Below are 15,579 nucleotides of genomic sequence, written 5' to 3'. Positions count from 1 at the left end.
CCACCGCACCCCAGAGGAGCACCGTGACCGCGAACGTCGATCCGCAGGGCGTCTCGTGGCGCCGCGTCTCCCCGCGCCTGATCGGCGTCGAGCTGGTGGGCGGCGTGATCACGGCACTCGTCCTCGGCGGCATCGCCGTGTTCCTGTCCGTCGTCGGGGCGCCCGGCTGGATCCGCATCGTCCTCGGCGCCGCCGCGGTGCTCGAGCTGGTGGTGACCCTCGTCATCGTCCCCCGCCGCGTACGGGCCATGGGGTACCAGCTCCGCGAGGACGACCTCGTCTTCCGCCGCGGCATCATGTGGACGCGCGTCGTCGCCGTGCCCTACGGCCGGATGCAGCTCGTCGACATCACGCGCGGCCCCGTCGGCCGCGTGCTCGGCCTCGCCGACCTCAAGCTCGTGACCGCGGCGGCCGCGGCGGCCATCCAGATCCCCGGGCTGACGAACGTCGACGCCGAGGAGCTCCGCGACCGGCTCGTGGCCCTCGCCGAGACGCGCCGGGCCGGGCTGTGAGCGACCCGGGCCCCGAGGAGCGGGAGGCCCAGCCCGCCGGTGCCGATTCCGGCCCGGAGGCGCCTGCCGCGCCGCCCGCACCCGCCCCCGCACCCGATGCCGCGCCCGCCGTCCCCGCCGCCGAGGCCCGCATCGCCGAGGAGCTGACCGACGGCGACTGGCACCGCCTCCACCCGGCCACGCCCGTGCTCCGTGGCGGGATCGTGTTCATCGTCGCGATCGGCTTCCTCCTCTCCTCCCTGCGCGAGCAGCTCGTGGAGCAGTTCGTCCCCGGCCAGCGGCAGGACGGCGAGCAGGACCTCATCCCCATGCTCGTCGAGACCGGCAGCCTCATCTGGGTGATCCTCGCCCTCCTCGCCTTCACGCTGCTCGCGGTCGGCTTCTCCTACCTCTCGTGGCGGATGCACACGTTCCGCGTCACGGAGGAGACCGTCGAGGTGCGCAGCGGCATCCTCTCCCGCACGAACCGGCGGGCCCGGCTCGACAGGATCCAGGGCGTCAACATCGTGCGTCCGCTCATCGCGCGGCTGATCGGCGCGGCCAAGCTCGAGATCCAGGTCGCGGGCAACGACGCCAACCTCCCGCTGCAGTACCTCCGCTCGCGCGACGCCGACGCGTTCCGCCTGCGCGTCCTGCGGCTCGCGTCGGGTGCTCGCGCCGAGGCGGCCGGGTCCGGCCCGGCGGCGCCCGCGGCTCCCGGCTCCACCGCGCGCGGCTTCGTCGGATCCCGGGTCGACGACCTCCTCGCGCCCGAGCTGGACCCGGACGCCGCGCCGCCGCAGTCCGTCGTGCGCATCCCCGTCCCGCGCCTCATCGGCGCCGTGCTGCTCTCGGCGCCCACGGTCGTGCTCGTGCTGTTCGTGGCGGTGGGGATCCCGCTCATCGTGCGCTTCGAGGCCTGGTACCTGCTCGTGCCGCTGCTGCCGACGCTGCTCGGATCCGCCGGCTTCTTCGTGCGCCGCATCACGCGCTCGCTCCGCTACAGCGTCGCCGGCACGCCCGACGGCGTCCGCGTCGGGTTCGGCCTGCTCTCCACGAGCAACGACACCATCCCGCCCGGCCGGATCCACGCGGTCGAGGTCGTGCAGCCCCTGCTCTGGCGTGCGGCCGGCTGGTGGGAGATCCGCATCACGCGCGCCTCGCACTCCTCGTCCCCGGGCGCAGCCGGGCAGCAGAACACGTCGATCCTCCCGGTCGGCGACCGCCGGGACGTCGACCGCGTCCTCGGCCTCGTCCTGCCCGACCTCGTGGGGGACGAGGTGCTCGCGCTCGTCGCCGCGGGGATGACGGGACGCGGCGACGCCGACGACGGCTTCACCACGTCGCCGCGTCGCGCGCGGATCCTGAAGCCCTTCTCCTGGCGCCGCACGGGCTTCGCGGTCGACGCCTCCGCGTTCCTCGTCCGCCGCGGCATGATCTGGCGCCGCCTCGTCATCGTCCCGCACGCCCGCACGCAGGGCGTCGACCTCACGCAGGGCCCGATCGACCGCCGCCTCGACCTCGTGTCGGTGCGCGCCGCGACCGTCGCGGGTCCCGTGGACACGCGGCTCGGCGCCATCGACCGGGCCACGGGCATGGAGCTGTCGACCCGGCTGGTCGCGGCGGCCGTGGCGTCCGCCCGGTCAGACACGTCCGCGCACTGGGGCGCAGAGGCCGCGAGCTGGCCGGCGCCCGCATCGCCGGCCGCCCCCACCCCGTCCAGCTCCCAGGAGGACCCCGCATGACCGCCCCGTCCCAGCGCTCCGGCCGCCTCGGCGTCGGCATCGTCGGCGCGGGTCGCGTCGGCCCCGTCATCGGCGCGGCCCTCGCGGGCGCCGGCCACGCGATCACCGGCATCTCCGCGGTGTCCGAGGCCAGCCGCGAGCGCGCGGAGGCCATGCTGCCGGGCGTCCCGGTCCTCGAGATCCCCGACCTCATCGAGCGCAGCGAGCTCGTGATCCTCGCCGTCCCCGACGCGGAGCTCCCGGGCCTCGTCGCCGGGCTCGCCGCGACGGGCGCGTGGCAGGCGGGCCAGCTGGTCGTGCACACGTCGGCCGCGCACGGGATCCAGGTGCTCGCGCCCGCCTTCGCGTCCGGCATCATCCCGCTCGCCATCCACCCGGCGATGTCGTTCACCGGCACGAGCATGGACCTGAGCCGCATGGTCGACAGCTGGTTCGCCGTCACCGCTCCCGCGCCCGTGCTCCCCATCGCCCAGGTGCTCGTCGTGGAGATGGGCGGCGAGCCCGTCGTCGTGGAGGAGCGGGACCGCGCGGCCTACGCGGAGGCCATCGCCACCGCGACCACGTTCTCCACCGCCATCGTCGACCAGGCCGCCGGCCTCCTCGCGGGCATCGGCGTGGAGGAGCCCGGCCGCGTCCTCGGCCCGCTGATCCGCTCGGCCGTCGACGACGCGCTCCGCCGCTCCTCCCCGGCGGGCGGCGCGCGCCTCACCTCCGGCGACGTGCCGCTGCCGACGGACGAGGGCCACGAGCCGCACTAACCTGGTGCGTCCGCGTCCCGTAGCACCCGAAGCACCCAGGAGCCCCCAGGCATGACGATCCCCGCGCCCTCCGTCGTCACCGGCATCGCCGAGCTGCGCGCCCGCGTCCGCGACCACCGGGCCGCGCGCACCGCGGCGGGCGAGGCGCCCGTGGTCGTCCTCGTCCCCACCATGGGCGCCCTGCACGAGGGCCACCTGGCGCACGCCCGCCGTGCCCGTGAGCTCGGATCCCTCGTCGTCGTCTCGATCTTCGTCAACCCGCTGCAGTTCGGCGCCGGCGAGGACCTCGACGCGTACCCGCGCACGCTGGACGCGGACGTCGAGGCGCTCGCCGAGACGGGCGTCGACCTCGTGTTCGCGCCGTCGGCGGCCGAGATGTACCCGGACGGCCCCGCGCGCATCCGCGTCACGGGCGGATCCGTCGCCCTCACGCTCGAGGGCCGCTCCCGCCCGGGACACTTCGACGGCATGCTCACCGTCGTGGCGAAGCTCCTGCACATCTGCTCCCCGGACGTCGCCACGTTCGGCCGCAAGGACGCCCAGCAGCTGCACCTCGTCCGCCGGATGGTGCGCGACCTCGACCTGCCCGTGCGCATCGAGGACCTGGAGACGGTGCGCGAGCCCGACGGCCTCGCCCTCTCCAGCCGCAACCGCTACCTCGACGACCGCGAGCGCCGCGCCGCCCGTGTCATCCCGGCCGCGCTCGAGGCCGCCCAGAGCGCCGGGTCCCGCGGCATCGACGCGGTCATCGCCGCCGCGCAGTCCGTGGTGATGGGGGAGCCCGCGGTGTCGCTCGACTACTTCCAGGTGGTGGATCCCGCGACCTTCGAGTCCGTGGACGACGGCTTCACGGGCGTGGCGCTCGCCGTCATCGCGGCACGCGTCGGCGGCACGCGCCTCATCGACAACGATACGGTCGTCATCGCCTGACCCGCGTCGCTCCGGCAGCGCGACCCGGGTGGCCCCCGCGCGTGCCCCGGCCCCGCCCGCACCTGCGAGAATCGACGGGAGGCCGCTCGGCCGCGAAGAACCCACGACCCGCGAGGATCCGCCCGCACATGACCGACAGCCCCGGAACGCCCGTGACGCCCGCGACCGCCCCCGCTCCCGCCGTGGAGGGATCCGCCGAGGACGTCGCCGAGCAGAAGGCCGTGCGCCTCGCGAAGCGCGCCCGCCTCGAGGCCCAGGGCGGCCCCGGCGGCGGTGCGTATCCCGTGCAGGTCCCGGTCACCACCACGATCCCCGCGGTCCGCGCCGAGCACGGTCACCTCGAGCCCGGCGAGGAGACCGACCACGTGGTCGGCATCGCCGGCCGCGTCGTCCACTTCCGCAACACCGGCAAGCTCTGCTTCGCCACGCTCCAGGCGGGCGACGGCACGCGCATCCAGGCCATGATCTCGCTGGCCGAGGTCGGCGAGGAGGCGCTCGCCGCGTGGAAGGAGCTCGTCGACCTGGGCGACCACGTCTTCGTCGCCGGCCGCGTCATCGCGAGCCGCAAGGGCGAGCTGTCCATCATGGCGACGGAGTGGCGCATCGCCTCGAAGGCCCTGCTGCCCCTGCCGAACCTGCACTCCGAGCTCTCCGACGAGACCCGCGTCCGCAGCCGCTACCTCGACCTCATCGTGCGCGATCAGGCGCGCAAGAACGTGCTCGACCGCGCGAAGGTCAACGCCTCCATGCGCGAGACGTTCCGGAAGCGCGGCTACGTCGAGGTCGAGACGCCCATGCTCCAGGTGATGCACGGCGGCGCCTCCGCGCGTCCCTTCGTCACGCACTCCAACGCCTTCGACACCGAGATGTACCTCCGCATCGCGCCCGAGCTGTACCTCAAGCGCGCGGTGGTCGGCGGCATCGACCGCGTCTTCGAGATCAACCGCAACTTCCGCAACGAGGGCGCCGACTCGACGCACAGCCCCGAGTTCGCGATGCTCGAGGCCTACGAGGCGTACGGCGACTACACGTCCATCGCCGAGCTCACCCAGACGCTCGTGCAGGACGCGGCCATGGCCGTCGCCGGCGGCCACGTCGTCACGTGGGCGGACGGCACGGAGTACGACCTCGGCGGCGAGTGGGACCGGATCTCCATGTACGGCTCGCTCAGCGCGGCCGCGGGCGTCGAGATCACCCCCGCCACGAGCGTCGACGAGCTGCAGGCCATCGCCGACCGCGAGGGCGTCGTCGTGCACCTCAGCACGCACGGCAAGCTCGTCGAGGAGCTCTGGGAGCACTTCGTGAAGGGCTCGCTCGAGCGCCCCACCTTCGTCCTCGACTTCCCCGTGGAGACCTCGCCGCTCACGCGCGCGCACCGCTCCATCGAGGGCGTCGTCGAGAAGTGGGACCTCTACATCCGCGGCTTCGAGCTGGCCACGGGCTACTCCGAGCTCGTGGATCCCGTCGTGCAGCGCGAGCGCTTCGTCGACCAGGCGCGCCAGTCGGCGCGCGGCGACGACGAGGCCATGCCGCTCGACGAGGAGTTCCTCCGTGCCCTCGAGCACGGCATGCCGCCCTCGGGCGGCATGGGCATGGGGGTCGACCGGCTCCTCATGGCCATCACCGGTCTCGGCATCCGCGAGACCATCCTGTTCCCCCTAGTGAAGTAGGCGACCATGCCATTAGGCCCCGACGGCTCGAACCCGAAGAAGCCCACCACCGCGCGCTACGCCCTCTGGATCATCGTCGGCGGCATCGCCGTCGTCATGATCGGCCAGGGCGTCTACGGCATCCTCACCTAGAGCGCGGCGTATCCTCCTCACATGGATGATTTCTGGGCGAGCGCGATCTGGTCGATCCTCCCCACCCTCGGCGTGGGCCTGATCTTCTGGTTCATCATGCGCGCCGTCATCCAGGCGGACAAGCAGGAGCGCAAGGCGTACGCCGCCATCGAGGCGAAGGAGCGCGCCCGCATGGGCGTCCCCGCGCCCGACGCCGACCGCTAGCGCCCGCCGCCGCGGACCTCGATCCGCCGCCTCGCGCATCGCGTCACGCCCACGGCGAACAGGGGCATGCACTGCCGGGACCCGTCGTTACTCTCTACATATCGGCGCCGGCCCCCTGCCCCGGTGCCCAGGGAGATACAGATGTTCGAGAGATTCACCGACCGCGCTCGTCGCGTCGTCGTCCTGGCCCAAGAAGAGGCCAAGATGCTCAACCACAACTACATCGGGACCGAGCACATCCTGCTCGGCCTCATCCACGAGGGCGAAGGCGTGGCCGCCAAGGCCCTGGAGTCGCTCGGCATCTCCCTCGATGCCGTCCGCGAACAGGTCCAGGACATCATCGGCCAGGGCCAGCAGCAGCCCACGGGTCACATCCCGTTCACGCCGCGCGCCAAGAAGGTCCTGGAGCTGTCGCTCCGCGAGGCCCTCCAGCTCGGCCACAACTACATCGGCACCGAGCACATCCTGCTCGGCCTGATCCGCGAGGGCGAGGGCGTCGCCGCGCAGGTGCTCGTCAAGCTCGGCGCGGACCTCAACCGCGTGCGCCAGCAGGTCATCCAGCTCCTGTCCGGATACCAGGGCAAGGAGGCGGTCGCCGTCGGCGGTGAGGCGCAGCAGAGCCAGCAGGCGGGCTCCACGGTCCTCGACCAGTTCGGGCGCAACCTCACCCAGGCCGCGCGCGACGGCAAGCTCGACCCCGTCATCGGACGCGAGAAGGAGATCGAGCGCGTGATGCAGATCCTGTCGCGCCGCTCCAAGAACAACCCCGTCCTCATCGGCGAGCCCGGTGTCGGCAAGACCGCCGTCGTCGAGGGCCTGGCGCAGGCCATCGTCAAGGGCGACGTCCCGGAGACGCTGAAGGACAAGCAGCTCTACACGCTCGACCTCGGCTCGCTCATCGCCGGGTCCCGCTACCGCGGCGACTTCGAGGAGCGCCTCAAGAAGGTCACCAAGGAGATCCGCACGCGCGGCGACATCATCACCTTCATCGACGAGATCCACACCCTCGTCGGCGCGGGTGCCGCCGAGGGCGCGATCGACGCGGCCAGCATCCTCAAGCCGCTCCTCGCGCGCGGCGAGCTGCAGACCATCGGCGCCACCACGCTCGACGAGTACCGCAAGCACTTCGAGAAGGACGCGGCCCTCGAGCGCCGCTTCCAGCCCATCCAGGTCGCGGAGCCGTCGCTGCCCCACACGATCAACATCCTCAAGGGCCTGCGCGACCGGTACGAGGCGTTCCACAAGGTGTCCATCACCGACGGCGCCATCGTCTCGGCGGCGAACCTCGCCGACCGCTACATCGCCGACCGCTTCCTGCCGGACAAGGCCATCGACCTGATCGACGAGGCCGGCGCCCGCCTGCGCCTCTCGATCCTGTCGGCGCCGCCGGAGCTCCGGGAGTTCGACGAGCGCATCTCCACGGTCCGCGTGGCCAAGGAGACCGCCATCGAGGACCAGGACTTCGAGAAGGCCGCGAGCCTGCGCGACGAGGAGAAGAACCTCCTCGGCGAGCGCCTCCGCCTCGAGAAGCAGTGGCGCTCGGGCGACGTCCGCACCACCGCCGAGGTCGACGAGGGCCTGATCGCCGAGGTGCTGGCCCAGGCCACGGGCATCCCGGTGTTCAAGCTCACGGAGGAGGAGTCCTCGCGGCTCGTCTTCATGGAGAAGGCCCTGCACCAGCGGGTCATCGGCCAGGAGGAGGCCATCTCGGCCCTGTCCAAGACCATCCGCCGCACGCGCGCCGGACTCAAGGACCCCCGTCGCCCCTCGGGATCGTTCATCTTCGCCGGCCCCACGGGCGTCGGCAAGACGGAGCTCGCGAAGGCCCTGGCGGAGTTCCTCTTCGACGACGAGGACGCCCTCATCTCGCTCGACATGAGCGAGTACGGCGAGAAGCACACCGTGAGCCGCCTCTTCGGCGCCCCTCCCGGATTCGTCGGCTTCGAGGAGGGCGGCCAGCTCACCGAGAAGGTGCGCCGCAAGCCGTTCTCCGTGGTGCTGTTCGACGAGATCGAGAAGGCCCACCCGGACATCTTCAACTCGCTCCTCCAGATCCTGGAGGAGGGACGCCTGACGGATGGCCAGGGCCGCGTGGTCGACTTCAAGAACACGGTCATCATCATGACCACCAACCTCGGCACCAAGGACATCACGGGTGCCCCGGTCGGGTTCCAGGTCGAGAACAACGCCGCGAACTCGTACGAGCGCATGAAGGGCAAGGTCAGCGAGGAGCTGAAGAAGAACTTCAAGCCCGAGTTCCTCAACCGCGTGGACGACACCATCGTGTTCCCGCAGCTGTCGAAGCCCGAGCTGCTCCAGATCGTCGACCTGTTCGTGAAGCGCCTGTCGGACCGCATGATGGACCGCGACCTCACGATCACGCTCGAGACCGCCGCGAAGGAGCGCCTCATCGAGGTCGGCTTCGATCCGTCGCTCGGCGCCCGGCCCCTCCGCCGCGCGGTGCAGCACGAGATCGAGGACCGCCTCTCCGAGCGCATCCTGCAGGGTGAGCTCAACGCGGGCGACCACGTGCACGTGGACTACGTGGACGGGAAGTTCACGTTCCTCACCACGCAGCGCGAGGGCATCTCGGTCGCGGCCGGCATCGGCACGGGGACCGGCACGCCGGACCTCGCCATCACCAGCGAGTAGCGCGTACCAGCGCGCAGCACGACGCCGACGGCCCGTCGTCCCCGAGAGGGGGCGGCGGGCCGTCGCCGTGTCCGCAGGCTGCGGGTGCGCCGCATCCCGGTGTCGCCCCGTCCGGCCGCGGGCCAGGATGGACGAGGGGCGGAACCGCCCCACGAAGGAGATGCTCGCTGATGAGAACCGCCGTCACCGGAGGCTCGGGGAAGCTCGGCCGCCACGTCGTGGCCGACCTGCGCGCCCACGGACACGAAGTCACCAACATCGACCAGGTGGGGGAGCGCGGATCCGGCTACGTCCGCGTCGACACCACCGACTACGGGCAGGTGGTCGACGCGCTGTTCGGCGTCCAGGACCTGCACGACGGGTTCGACGCCGTCGTGCACCTCGCTGCGATCCCGGCCCCGGCGATCCTCAGCGACGTGGCCACGTTCCACAACAACATGCTCACGAGCTTCAACGTCTTCCAGGCCGCGCGCCGGGCGGGCATCCGGAAGATCGTCTACGCCTCGAGCGAGACCGTGCTCGGCCTGCCGTTCGACGTGCCGCCGCCCTACATCCCCGTGGACGAGGAGTACCCGGCGCAGCCGAACAGCACGTACTCGCTCGTGAAGCACCTCGAGGAGCAGATGGCCATCGAGCTGTGCCGCTGGGATCCCGAGCTGCAGGTCACCGCGCTCCGCTTCTCCAACGTCATGGACGTGGACGACTACGACGCCTTCCCGGGATTCGACGACGACGCGCTCGCCCGCAAGTGGAACCTGTGGGGCTACATCGACGGCCGCGACGGCGCCCAGGCCGTCCGCAAGGCGCTCGAGCACGACGCGCCGGGCTTCGACCGCTTCATCGTCGCCAACGCCGACACCGTCATGAGCCGCTCGTCCGCCGAGCTCGCCGCCGAGGTGTTCCCGGGCGTCGAGGTCACGAAGGAGCTGGGCGAGCACGAGACGCTGCTGTCCATCGACAAGGCCCGCCGGATCCTCGGCTACGAGCCCGAGCACACCTGGCGCGACCACGCGCCGGCCGCCACGGGCGACGACCCGGTCGCGGGGCACCCCTCGTGAAGTACGTGCGCCTGGGCAGCACGGGGACCGAGGTCTCGGCCATCGCGCTCGGCTGCATGAGCTACGGCGAGCCGACGCGCGGCAACCACGCGTGGACGCTCTCCGAGGAGGACTCGATCCCGCTCATCCGCCGCGCGGTCGAGCTCGGGATCACCTTCTTCGACACGGCGAACGTGTACTCCGACGGGTCGAGCGAGGAGATCACCGGCCGTGCGCTGAAGGCGATGACGAAGCGCGAGGAGGTGGTCATCGCCACGAAGGTGCACGGCGCCATGGGGGAGGGGCCGAACTCGCGCGGGCTGTCGCGGAAGCACATCATGTGGCAGATCGACGAGAGCCTCCGCCGACTCGGGACGGACTACGTCGACCTGTACCAGATCCACCGCTTCGACCAGGCGACGCCGCTCGAGGAGACGCTCGAGGCGCTCCACGACCTCGTGCAGGCCGGCAAGGTGCGCTACCTCGGCGCCTCGTCGATGGACGCGTGGCGGTTCTCGAAGGCCCTGCACCTGCAGCGTGCGAACGGCTGGGCGCGGTTCGTCACCATGCAGGACCACTACAACCTCGTCAACCGCGAGGAGGAGCGCGAGATGCTGCCCCTCTGCGCCGACGAGGGCATCGGATCCCTCCCGTGGAGCCCGCTCGCCCGCGGCCGCCTCACGCGCGACTGGGACGCGACCACGGCGCGCAGCGAGACGGACGAGTTCGGCAAGACGCTCTACGCGGCCCAGGAGGACTCGGATCGCCGGGTCGCCCGGGCCGTCGCCGAGGTGGCCGAGGCGCGCGGGGTGCCCCGGGCGCAGGTCGCGCTGGCCTGGGTGTCGCGGAACCCGGTCGTCACGGCGCCGATCGTGGGCGGCACGAAGGCGTCGCACATCGAGGACGCCGTCGCGTCGCTCGACCTCGAGCTCACGGACGACGAGGTCGCGAGGCTCGAGGAGCACTACGTGCCGCACGCGGTCGTCGGCTACTGACCGCACCGGGGATCGCCCGCGCCGCCCGACTTGCGCGGACGATCCCCGTCACCTACTCTTAGCGGAGCCACAGACCGCTGGTCGTCGGCGTGCCTCCGCGAGGGGATGCGCCGGACGAAGGTTCACTCAGGTGAAGGCCCGCGCAGGTGATCGAAGCAAGAACCGCGCACGCCCCATGGGGCCTGCGCGTCACTCCCGCTCCGGCCTCCTGTGCCGGGGCGTTTCTCATGTGTGCAGCCGGGGGCTGCCAGCACCTCGCACCGCTTCCGCGGTGTCGGGGAACCACGTGATAAGGAGTGCCATGGCGAACAAGGAAGCCTCGGTCGCCGAGCTCGCGGAGAAGTTCCGCAGCTCGAACGCCGTACTGCTCACCGAGTACCGCGGTCTCACCGTTGCCCAGCTCAAGCAGCTGCGGAAGAGCATCAGTGCAGACGCGACCTACGCCGTGGTGAAGAACACGCTGACCAAGATCGCGGCGAACCAGGCGGGGATCTCGTCGTTCGACGACGAGCTCGTCGGCCCGTCCGCGATCGCGTTCGTGCACGGCGACACCGTCGCCGTCGCGAAGGCTCTGCGCACCTTCACCAAGGCCAACCCTCTTCTCGTCGTGAAGGGCGGTTACTTCGACGGCAACCCCCTGACGGCGGACGAGGTGAACAAGCTCGCCGACCTCGAGTCGCGGGAGGTGCTGCTCGGCAAGCTGGCCGGCGCCTTCAAGGCCTCGCTCTTCGGCGCGGCGTACCTGTTCAACGCACCGCTCTCGCAGGCCGTACGCACCGTCGAGGCGCTGCGCGAGAAGCAGGAATCGGCTCAGTAGCACCCCTCGGGTCCCATCCCCGGGGCGCGATGCACTGATCCAACGAGACACCACACCAACCCAAGGAGATACATCATGGCAAAGCTCTCTAACGACGAGCTCATCGAGGCCTTCAAGGAGCTCACGCTCATCGAGCTCAGCGACTTCGTCAAGAAGTTCGAGGAGGTCTTCGAGGTCACCGCCGCGGCCCCCGTCGCCGCTGCCGCCGCCCCCGGCGCCGCTGCCCCCGCGGAGGAGGTCGAGGAGAAGACGTCCTTCGACGTCGTCCTCGAGGCCGCTGGCGACAAGAAGATCCAGGTCATCAAGGAGGTGCGCGCCCTCACGAGCCTCGGTCTCGGCGAGGCGAAGGCGCTCGTCGACGGAGCCCCCAAGGCCGTCCTGGAGGGCGCCAACAAGGAGGCCGCCGACAAGGCCAAGGCGCAGCTCGAGGCCGCGGGCGCGACGGTCACCGTCAAGTAGCTCGTACCACCGCACAGCGCTCAGGGCGCCGATCCCCATGGGGGTCGGCGCCCTGCGTCGTCCCCGGGCACCGCGACGCCGACGCGGCCGGTCCCGGTGCGTCAGGCGGAGGATCCCGGCCGCAGGTCGTGGCCCAGCGCGCGCGCCCGCTCGACGGCCTCGGCGCGCGACGTCGCGTCGAGCTTGCGGTAGACGCTCCGCACGTGCGACTTCACGGTGTTCGGCGAGATGAACAGGCGGCCGGCGATCTGCGCGACGGTCAGCCCGTCCGCGAGGCACGCGACGATGACCCGCTCGCGCTCCGTGAGCGGGGCGACGCGGACGGGCGCCGCGGGCCCGCGGTCGGCGCGCATGCCCTCGAGCATGCGGCGCACCTCCGGCAGCTGGTCGCGCTCCAGCGCGCGGTCGAGCAGTGCCGACGAGGCCGCGGCGGGGAAGACCGCGAAGGACCGCAGGATCCCGGTCGACGTCGCGTGCCGGGCCGCCCGGTCGTAGGCGTGGTCGCTGCGGGCCCGGTCGCCCAGCCCGCTGTGCGCGGCGGCGACCACGAGGAGCACGTCGGCGAGGGTCCGCCCCGAGTGCCCGTCTCCGAGCGCCAGGCAGTCGGCCATCTCCGCCAGCGCGCCCGCGTGGTCGCCCGCGAGCACGCGCAGGCGGCCGGCGACCGTCGCCGGGCAGGTGGAGTGGTGCTCGGTCGGCGCGAGCGTGCGGACCACGTCCCATGCCGCGGCCGTCTGCCCGAGGTGCGTGAGGAGCGACGCGCGCAGGGTGTCCCGCATGATCGGCACGGGCCCGTGCTCCTGCCAGGCCGTCCCGAGATTGTGGAGGCGACGGAGGTGGTCGAGCGCGTCGAGCCGGAGACCGTCGATCGCCGCGACCGTCGCCTCCGCGTGGCGTCCCAGCAGCTCCCAGTCGGTGCCCGCGCAGGTCCGAGTGAGGTCGTCGAGGAGGGCGCGGGCGTCGTCGCGTCGCGTCTCGTCGACGGCGATGAACGTCGCGGCGATCTCCGCCGGCGCGCGGAAGCCGCTCCGCGCGAGCTCCGGCCCGGATCCCGCTGCCGACAGGAGCTCCCGCGCGCGCCCCACGAGCTCCCGCGCCTCCTCCATCTCGCCCAGGCAGTAGGCCACGTACGCGAGCGCGCCGCGGCATTCGAGCCGGTCCGTCAGCACGAGGTGGCGGGCCGAGAGGGCCTCGGCGGTGCGCAGCTCGTCCCGCGCGGCCGTGAAGGCGCCGAGGTGCGTGAGGACCAGCCCGTGCTGGAGGGCGACCGCCGCCTGCAGGGAGATCCGGGTGGCCAGCGGCATGTCGCGCTCGGTGTCGAGGATCCGCCGCGCCTCGACGAGGGACGCGCGAGCCTGGGCGAGGCGGCCGACCCGGCGGTCGCCCACCGCACGGTGCACGAGCACGGCCGCGCGTGTGACCGGCGCGGGCGGAGGGTCCGCCGTCAGCAGGAGGTCGACGGCCGAGCGGTAGGGGAGCGACGCGCGCCGGTCGGTCTCCGAGGCGCCGCGGTAGGTGGCGGCCAGCCCTGCCACGAGCCACGCGTCGTCCTCCCACGCCGCGGGGGAGACGCGGTCGTAGAGGTCGCGGACGCGGTGCGGCTGCAGGTCGACGTGGTGCGGCCAGGCCAGCGCGATCGCGTGCGCGGCGGCCGTCGCGTCGCCGCGTCCGAGCGCCTCGTCCACGGCGCGCTCCAGGCCGTCGACCGTGGGGACGTCGGCCATCGCACCTCCTGCGAGCGGATCCGGCGCGGGTCCAGCCGGGATGAGGTCCACGCTAGGGCGATCACGGTCCCTGCGGCGCGATGGATCGGGCCGGGTGTCGGCTGGAGGCCCCCCAGCTCGGGGGGCGCGCATGGCGCTCGACATATCCATAGCCCAGCTATATGATTGCTGCATGACCTCGAACGCAGCGGATCTCCGCGCCGTCCTCGGCGACCTGGTGACCGCCGGGCACCGCCTCACGCGCCTCGCCGCGCACGAGGTCGGCGGCTCGAGCTCGCCCGCCATCTGGCGGACGCTGTCCGTGCTCGTGACCTGGCCCGGTGGCATGCGCCTCGGCGCCCTCGCCGAGCACAGCCGCGTCTCGCAGCCCACGACCACCAAGATCGTCCGCTCGCTCGTCGGCCAGGGGTGGATCGCGCAGGTGACGGATCCGTCCGACGCCCGCGCGACCCTGCTCGAGATCACGCCGGACGGACGCGCCGCGCTCGACGACTGGCGCGACCGCCTGGCCACCGCGCTCCTGCCGCGCTTCGCCGACCTCCCCGCCGACGACGTCGCCGTGCTCGCGCGGGCCGTCGAGGTCGTCATGTCGCGCATCGACGCCGAGCCCGGGCCCGCCCGCGCCTGAACCGCGCCCGACCGCGCCGCCCGCACCATCCCATCCGCACCGATCCCAGGAGGCGACACCGCACCCGTGTCCACCCAGCCGCACGCGTCGTTCCGCGACATCTTCCGCCAGCCCCGCTCCGTCTTCGCCGTCGCCTTCGCGTGCGTCATCGCGTTCATGGGCATCGGGCTAGTCGACCCGATCCTCCCCGCCATCGCCGAGAGCCTCGACGCCACCGCGACCGAGGCGGAGCTGCTCTTCACGAGCTACCTGCTCGTCACCGGGCTCGCCATGCTCGTCACGAGCTGGATCTCCAGCCGCATCGGCGCCAAGCGCACCCTCCTCATCGGCCTCGCGATCATCGTGGTCTTCGCGGCGGCGGCGGGCCTGTCCCAGGACGTGGAGCAGGTCATCGGCTTCCGCGCCGGCTGGGGCCTCGGCAACGCGCTCTTCATCTCGACCGCGCTCGCGACCATCGTCGGATCCGCGTCCGGCGGCACCGCGTCGGCGATCATGCTCTACGAGGCGGCGCTCGGCCTCGGCATCGCCATCGGCCCGCTCCTCGGCGGCCTCCTCGGCAGCTGGAGCTGGCGCGGCCCGTTCTTCGGCACGGCGACCCTCATGGCGGTCGGCTTCGTCGCGATCCTCGCCCTGCTCGGCAAGGACGACGCGCCCCGCGCGCCCATGCGCCTGTCCGCCCCGCTGCGCGCGCTGCGCACCCCGGCGCTCGCGGTGCTCGCCGCCGCCGCGCTGTTCTACAACATCGGCTTCTTCGTGCTGCTCGCGTACACGCCGTTCCCGCTGGGCTTCGACGCCATCGGCCTCGGCCTCACCTTCTTCGGCTGGGGCGTCGGCCTCGCGATCACCTCGGTGCTCGTCGCCCCGCTGCTCACGAGGCGGATGGCGCGCACCTCGGTCCTCCGGCTCGTGCTCCCGCTCCTCGCCGCCGACCTCGCCGCGGCGGGCCTGGTGGTCCGCTCCTCGTCGGGCCTCGTGATCTGCGTGATCGTCGGCGGGCTCCTCCTCGGCGTCCTCAACACCGTGCTCACCGAGTGCGTGATGGAGGCGACGGACCACCCGCGCAGCGTCGCGTCCTCCGCGTACTCGTCCGTCCGGTTCCTCGGCGGCGCCATCGCGCCGCCCGCGGCGACGGAGCTCGCGAACCTCTTCTCGGACGCGACGCCGTACTACGCCGCGGCCGGATCCGTGCTCGTCGCCCTCGTGATCGTGGTGGTCGGCCACCGCTGGCTGCGCCGGGTCGACGCTGAGCCGGTCGACGCGCTCGAGGAGGCGCAGGCCGTCACCGCGGGCGACGCCTGACGCCCGGCCCGCGCATCCTCGCGCCCCCGGCCCCGCCC

15 protein-coding genes are annotated in these 15,579 nt (G+C 72.4%); 14 read left to right on the top strand and 1 reads right to left on the bottom strand.

Going from position 1 to position 15,579, the window contains the following annotated elements; genetic code table 11:
• The first annotated feature begins 23 nt into the window (after nt 1-23).
• The 12 genes from DZG00_RS01635 to rplL all read left to right on the top strand — a co-directional run bounded on the left by DZG00_RS01635 (nt 24) and on the right by rplL (nt 11,890).
• Nucleotides 24-512 carry a PH domain-containing protein gene (locus tag DZG00_RS01635; protein WP_119383119.1) on the top strand — a complete coding sequence of 163 codons (489 nt, stop codon included), beginning with the start codon at nt 24-26 and terminating at the stop codon, nt 510-512.
• On the top strand, nt 509-2,236 hold the full coding sequence (locus tag DZG00_RS01630) for a PH domain-containing protein (protein ID WP_233550066.1): 1,728 nt from the start codon (nt 509-511) through the stop codon (nt 2,234-2,236). The genes DZG00_RS01635 and DZG00_RS01630 overlap by 4 nt, the downstream gene beginning before the upstream one ends.
• Complete coding sequence (locus DZG00_RS01625; RefSeq protein WP_119381595.1) at nt 2,233-2,994, top strand: Rossmann-like and DUF2520 domain-containing protein; 762 nt, start codon at nt 2,233-2,235, stop codon at nt 2,992-2,994. Before DZG00_RS01630 ends, DZG00_RS01625 begins: the two co-directional genes overlap by 4 nt.
• 51 nt (nt 2,995-3,045) lie before the next feature.
• Nucleotides 3,046-3,924: a pantoate--beta-alanine ligase gene (panC, locus tag DZG00_RS01620; RefSeq protein ID WP_119381594.1), complete on the top strand. Its 879-nt coding sequence runs from the start codon at nt 3,046-3,048 to the stop codon at nt 3,922-3,924.
• 128 nt (nt 3,925-4,052) lie between these two features.
• Nucleotides 4,053-5,594: a lysine--tRNA ligase gene (gene lysS, locus DZG00_RS01615; RefSeq protein ID WP_119381593.1), complete on the top strand. Its 1,542-nt coding sequence runs from the start codon at nt 4,053-4,055 to the stop codon at nt 5,592-5,594.
• A 6-nt stretch (nt 5,595-5,600) separates the two neighbouring features.
• A complete protein-coding gene (locus DZG00_RS17430; protein WP_012037540.1) occupies nt 5,601-5,726 on the top strand; it encodes a hypothetical protein in 126 nt (41 codons plus the stop codon).
• A 21-nt stretch (nt 5,727-5,747) separates the two neighbouring features.
• Nucleotides 5,748-5,930: a hypothetical protein gene (locus DZG00_RS01610; RefSeq protein ID WP_012037541.1), complete on the top strand. Its 183-nt coding sequence runs from the start codon at nt 5,748-5,750 to the stop codon at nt 5,928-5,930.
• A gap of 141 nt (nt 5,931-6,071) precedes the next feature.
• Entirely contained in the window at nt 6,072-8,582 is a 2,511-nt protein-coding gene (locus tag DZG00_RS01605; RefSeq protein WP_119381592.1) for an ATP-dependent Clp protease ATP-binding subunit, read from the top strand.
• A gap of 170 nt (nt 8,583-8,752) precedes the next feature.
• Nucleotides 8,753-9,640 (top strand): NAD-dependent epimerase/dehydratase family protein, encoded by an 888-nt coding sequence (locus tag DZG00_RS01600; protein WP_119381591.1) that lies wholly within the window; start codon nt 8,753-8,755, stop codon nt 9,638-9,640.
• Nucleotides 9,637-10,614, top strand: a complete 978-nt coding sequence (locus DZG00_RS01595) for an aldo/keto reductase (protein WP_119381590.1) — start codon at nt 9,637-9,639, stop codon at nt 10,612-10,614. Before DZG00_RS01600 ends, DZG00_RS01595 begins: the two co-directional genes overlap by 4 nt.
• Nucleotides 10,615-10,915: 301 nt before the next feature.
• Nucleotides 10,916-11,431, top strand: a complete 516-nt coding sequence (gene rplJ / locus DZG00_RS01590; RefSeq protein WP_012037545.1) for a 50S ribosomal protein L10 — start codon at nt 10,916-10,918, stop codon at nt 11,429-11,431.
• 75 nt (nt 11,432-11,506) lie between these two features.
• The gene (gene rplL, locus DZG00_RS01585) at nt 11,507-11,890 is read left to right on the top strand and encodes a 50S ribosomal protein L7/L12 (RefSeq protein ID WP_086513960.1); all 384 of its coding nucleotides are present in this window, start codon (nt 11,507-11,509) and stop codon (nt 11,888-11,890) included.
• A 101-nt stretch (nt 11,891-11,991) separates the two neighbouring features.
• On the opposite strand, the gene DZG00_RS01580 is transcribed toward rplL, so the two are convergent.
• On the bottom strand, nt 11,992-13,614 hold the full coding sequence (locus DZG00_RS01580) for a LuxR family transcriptional regulator (RefSeq protein ID WP_119455326.1): 1,623 nt from the start codon (nt 13,612-13,614) through the stop codon (nt 11,992-11,994).
• A gap of 172 nt (nt 13,615-13,786) precedes the next feature.
• Here DZG00_RS01580 and DZG00_RS01575 point away from each other — a divergent pair, with 172 nt between their 5' ends.
• Complete coding sequence (locus DZG00_RS01575) at nt 13,787-14,242, top strand: MarR family winged helix-turn-helix transcriptional regulator (RefSeq protein ID WP_119382888.1); 456 nt, start codon at nt 13,787-13,789, stop codon at nt 14,240-14,242.
• Between the two features lie 66 nt (nt 14,243-14,308).
• On the top strand, nt 14,309-15,541 hold the full coding sequence (locus tag DZG00_RS01570; protein WP_119382889.1) for an MFS transporter: 1,233 nt from the start codon (nt 14,309-14,311) through the stop codon (nt 15,539-15,541).
• Nucleotides 15,542-15,579: the final 38 nt, after the last annotated feature.

It is taken from the genome of Clavibacter lycopersici, from assembly GCF_003576405.1.
In the GTDB taxonomy this organism is placed as follows: Bacteria; Actinomycetota; Actinomycetes; order Actinomycetales; family Microbacteriaceae; genus Clavibacter; species Clavibacter lycopersici.
This window is presented reverse-complemented; position numbering and strand designations above follow the sequence as displayed.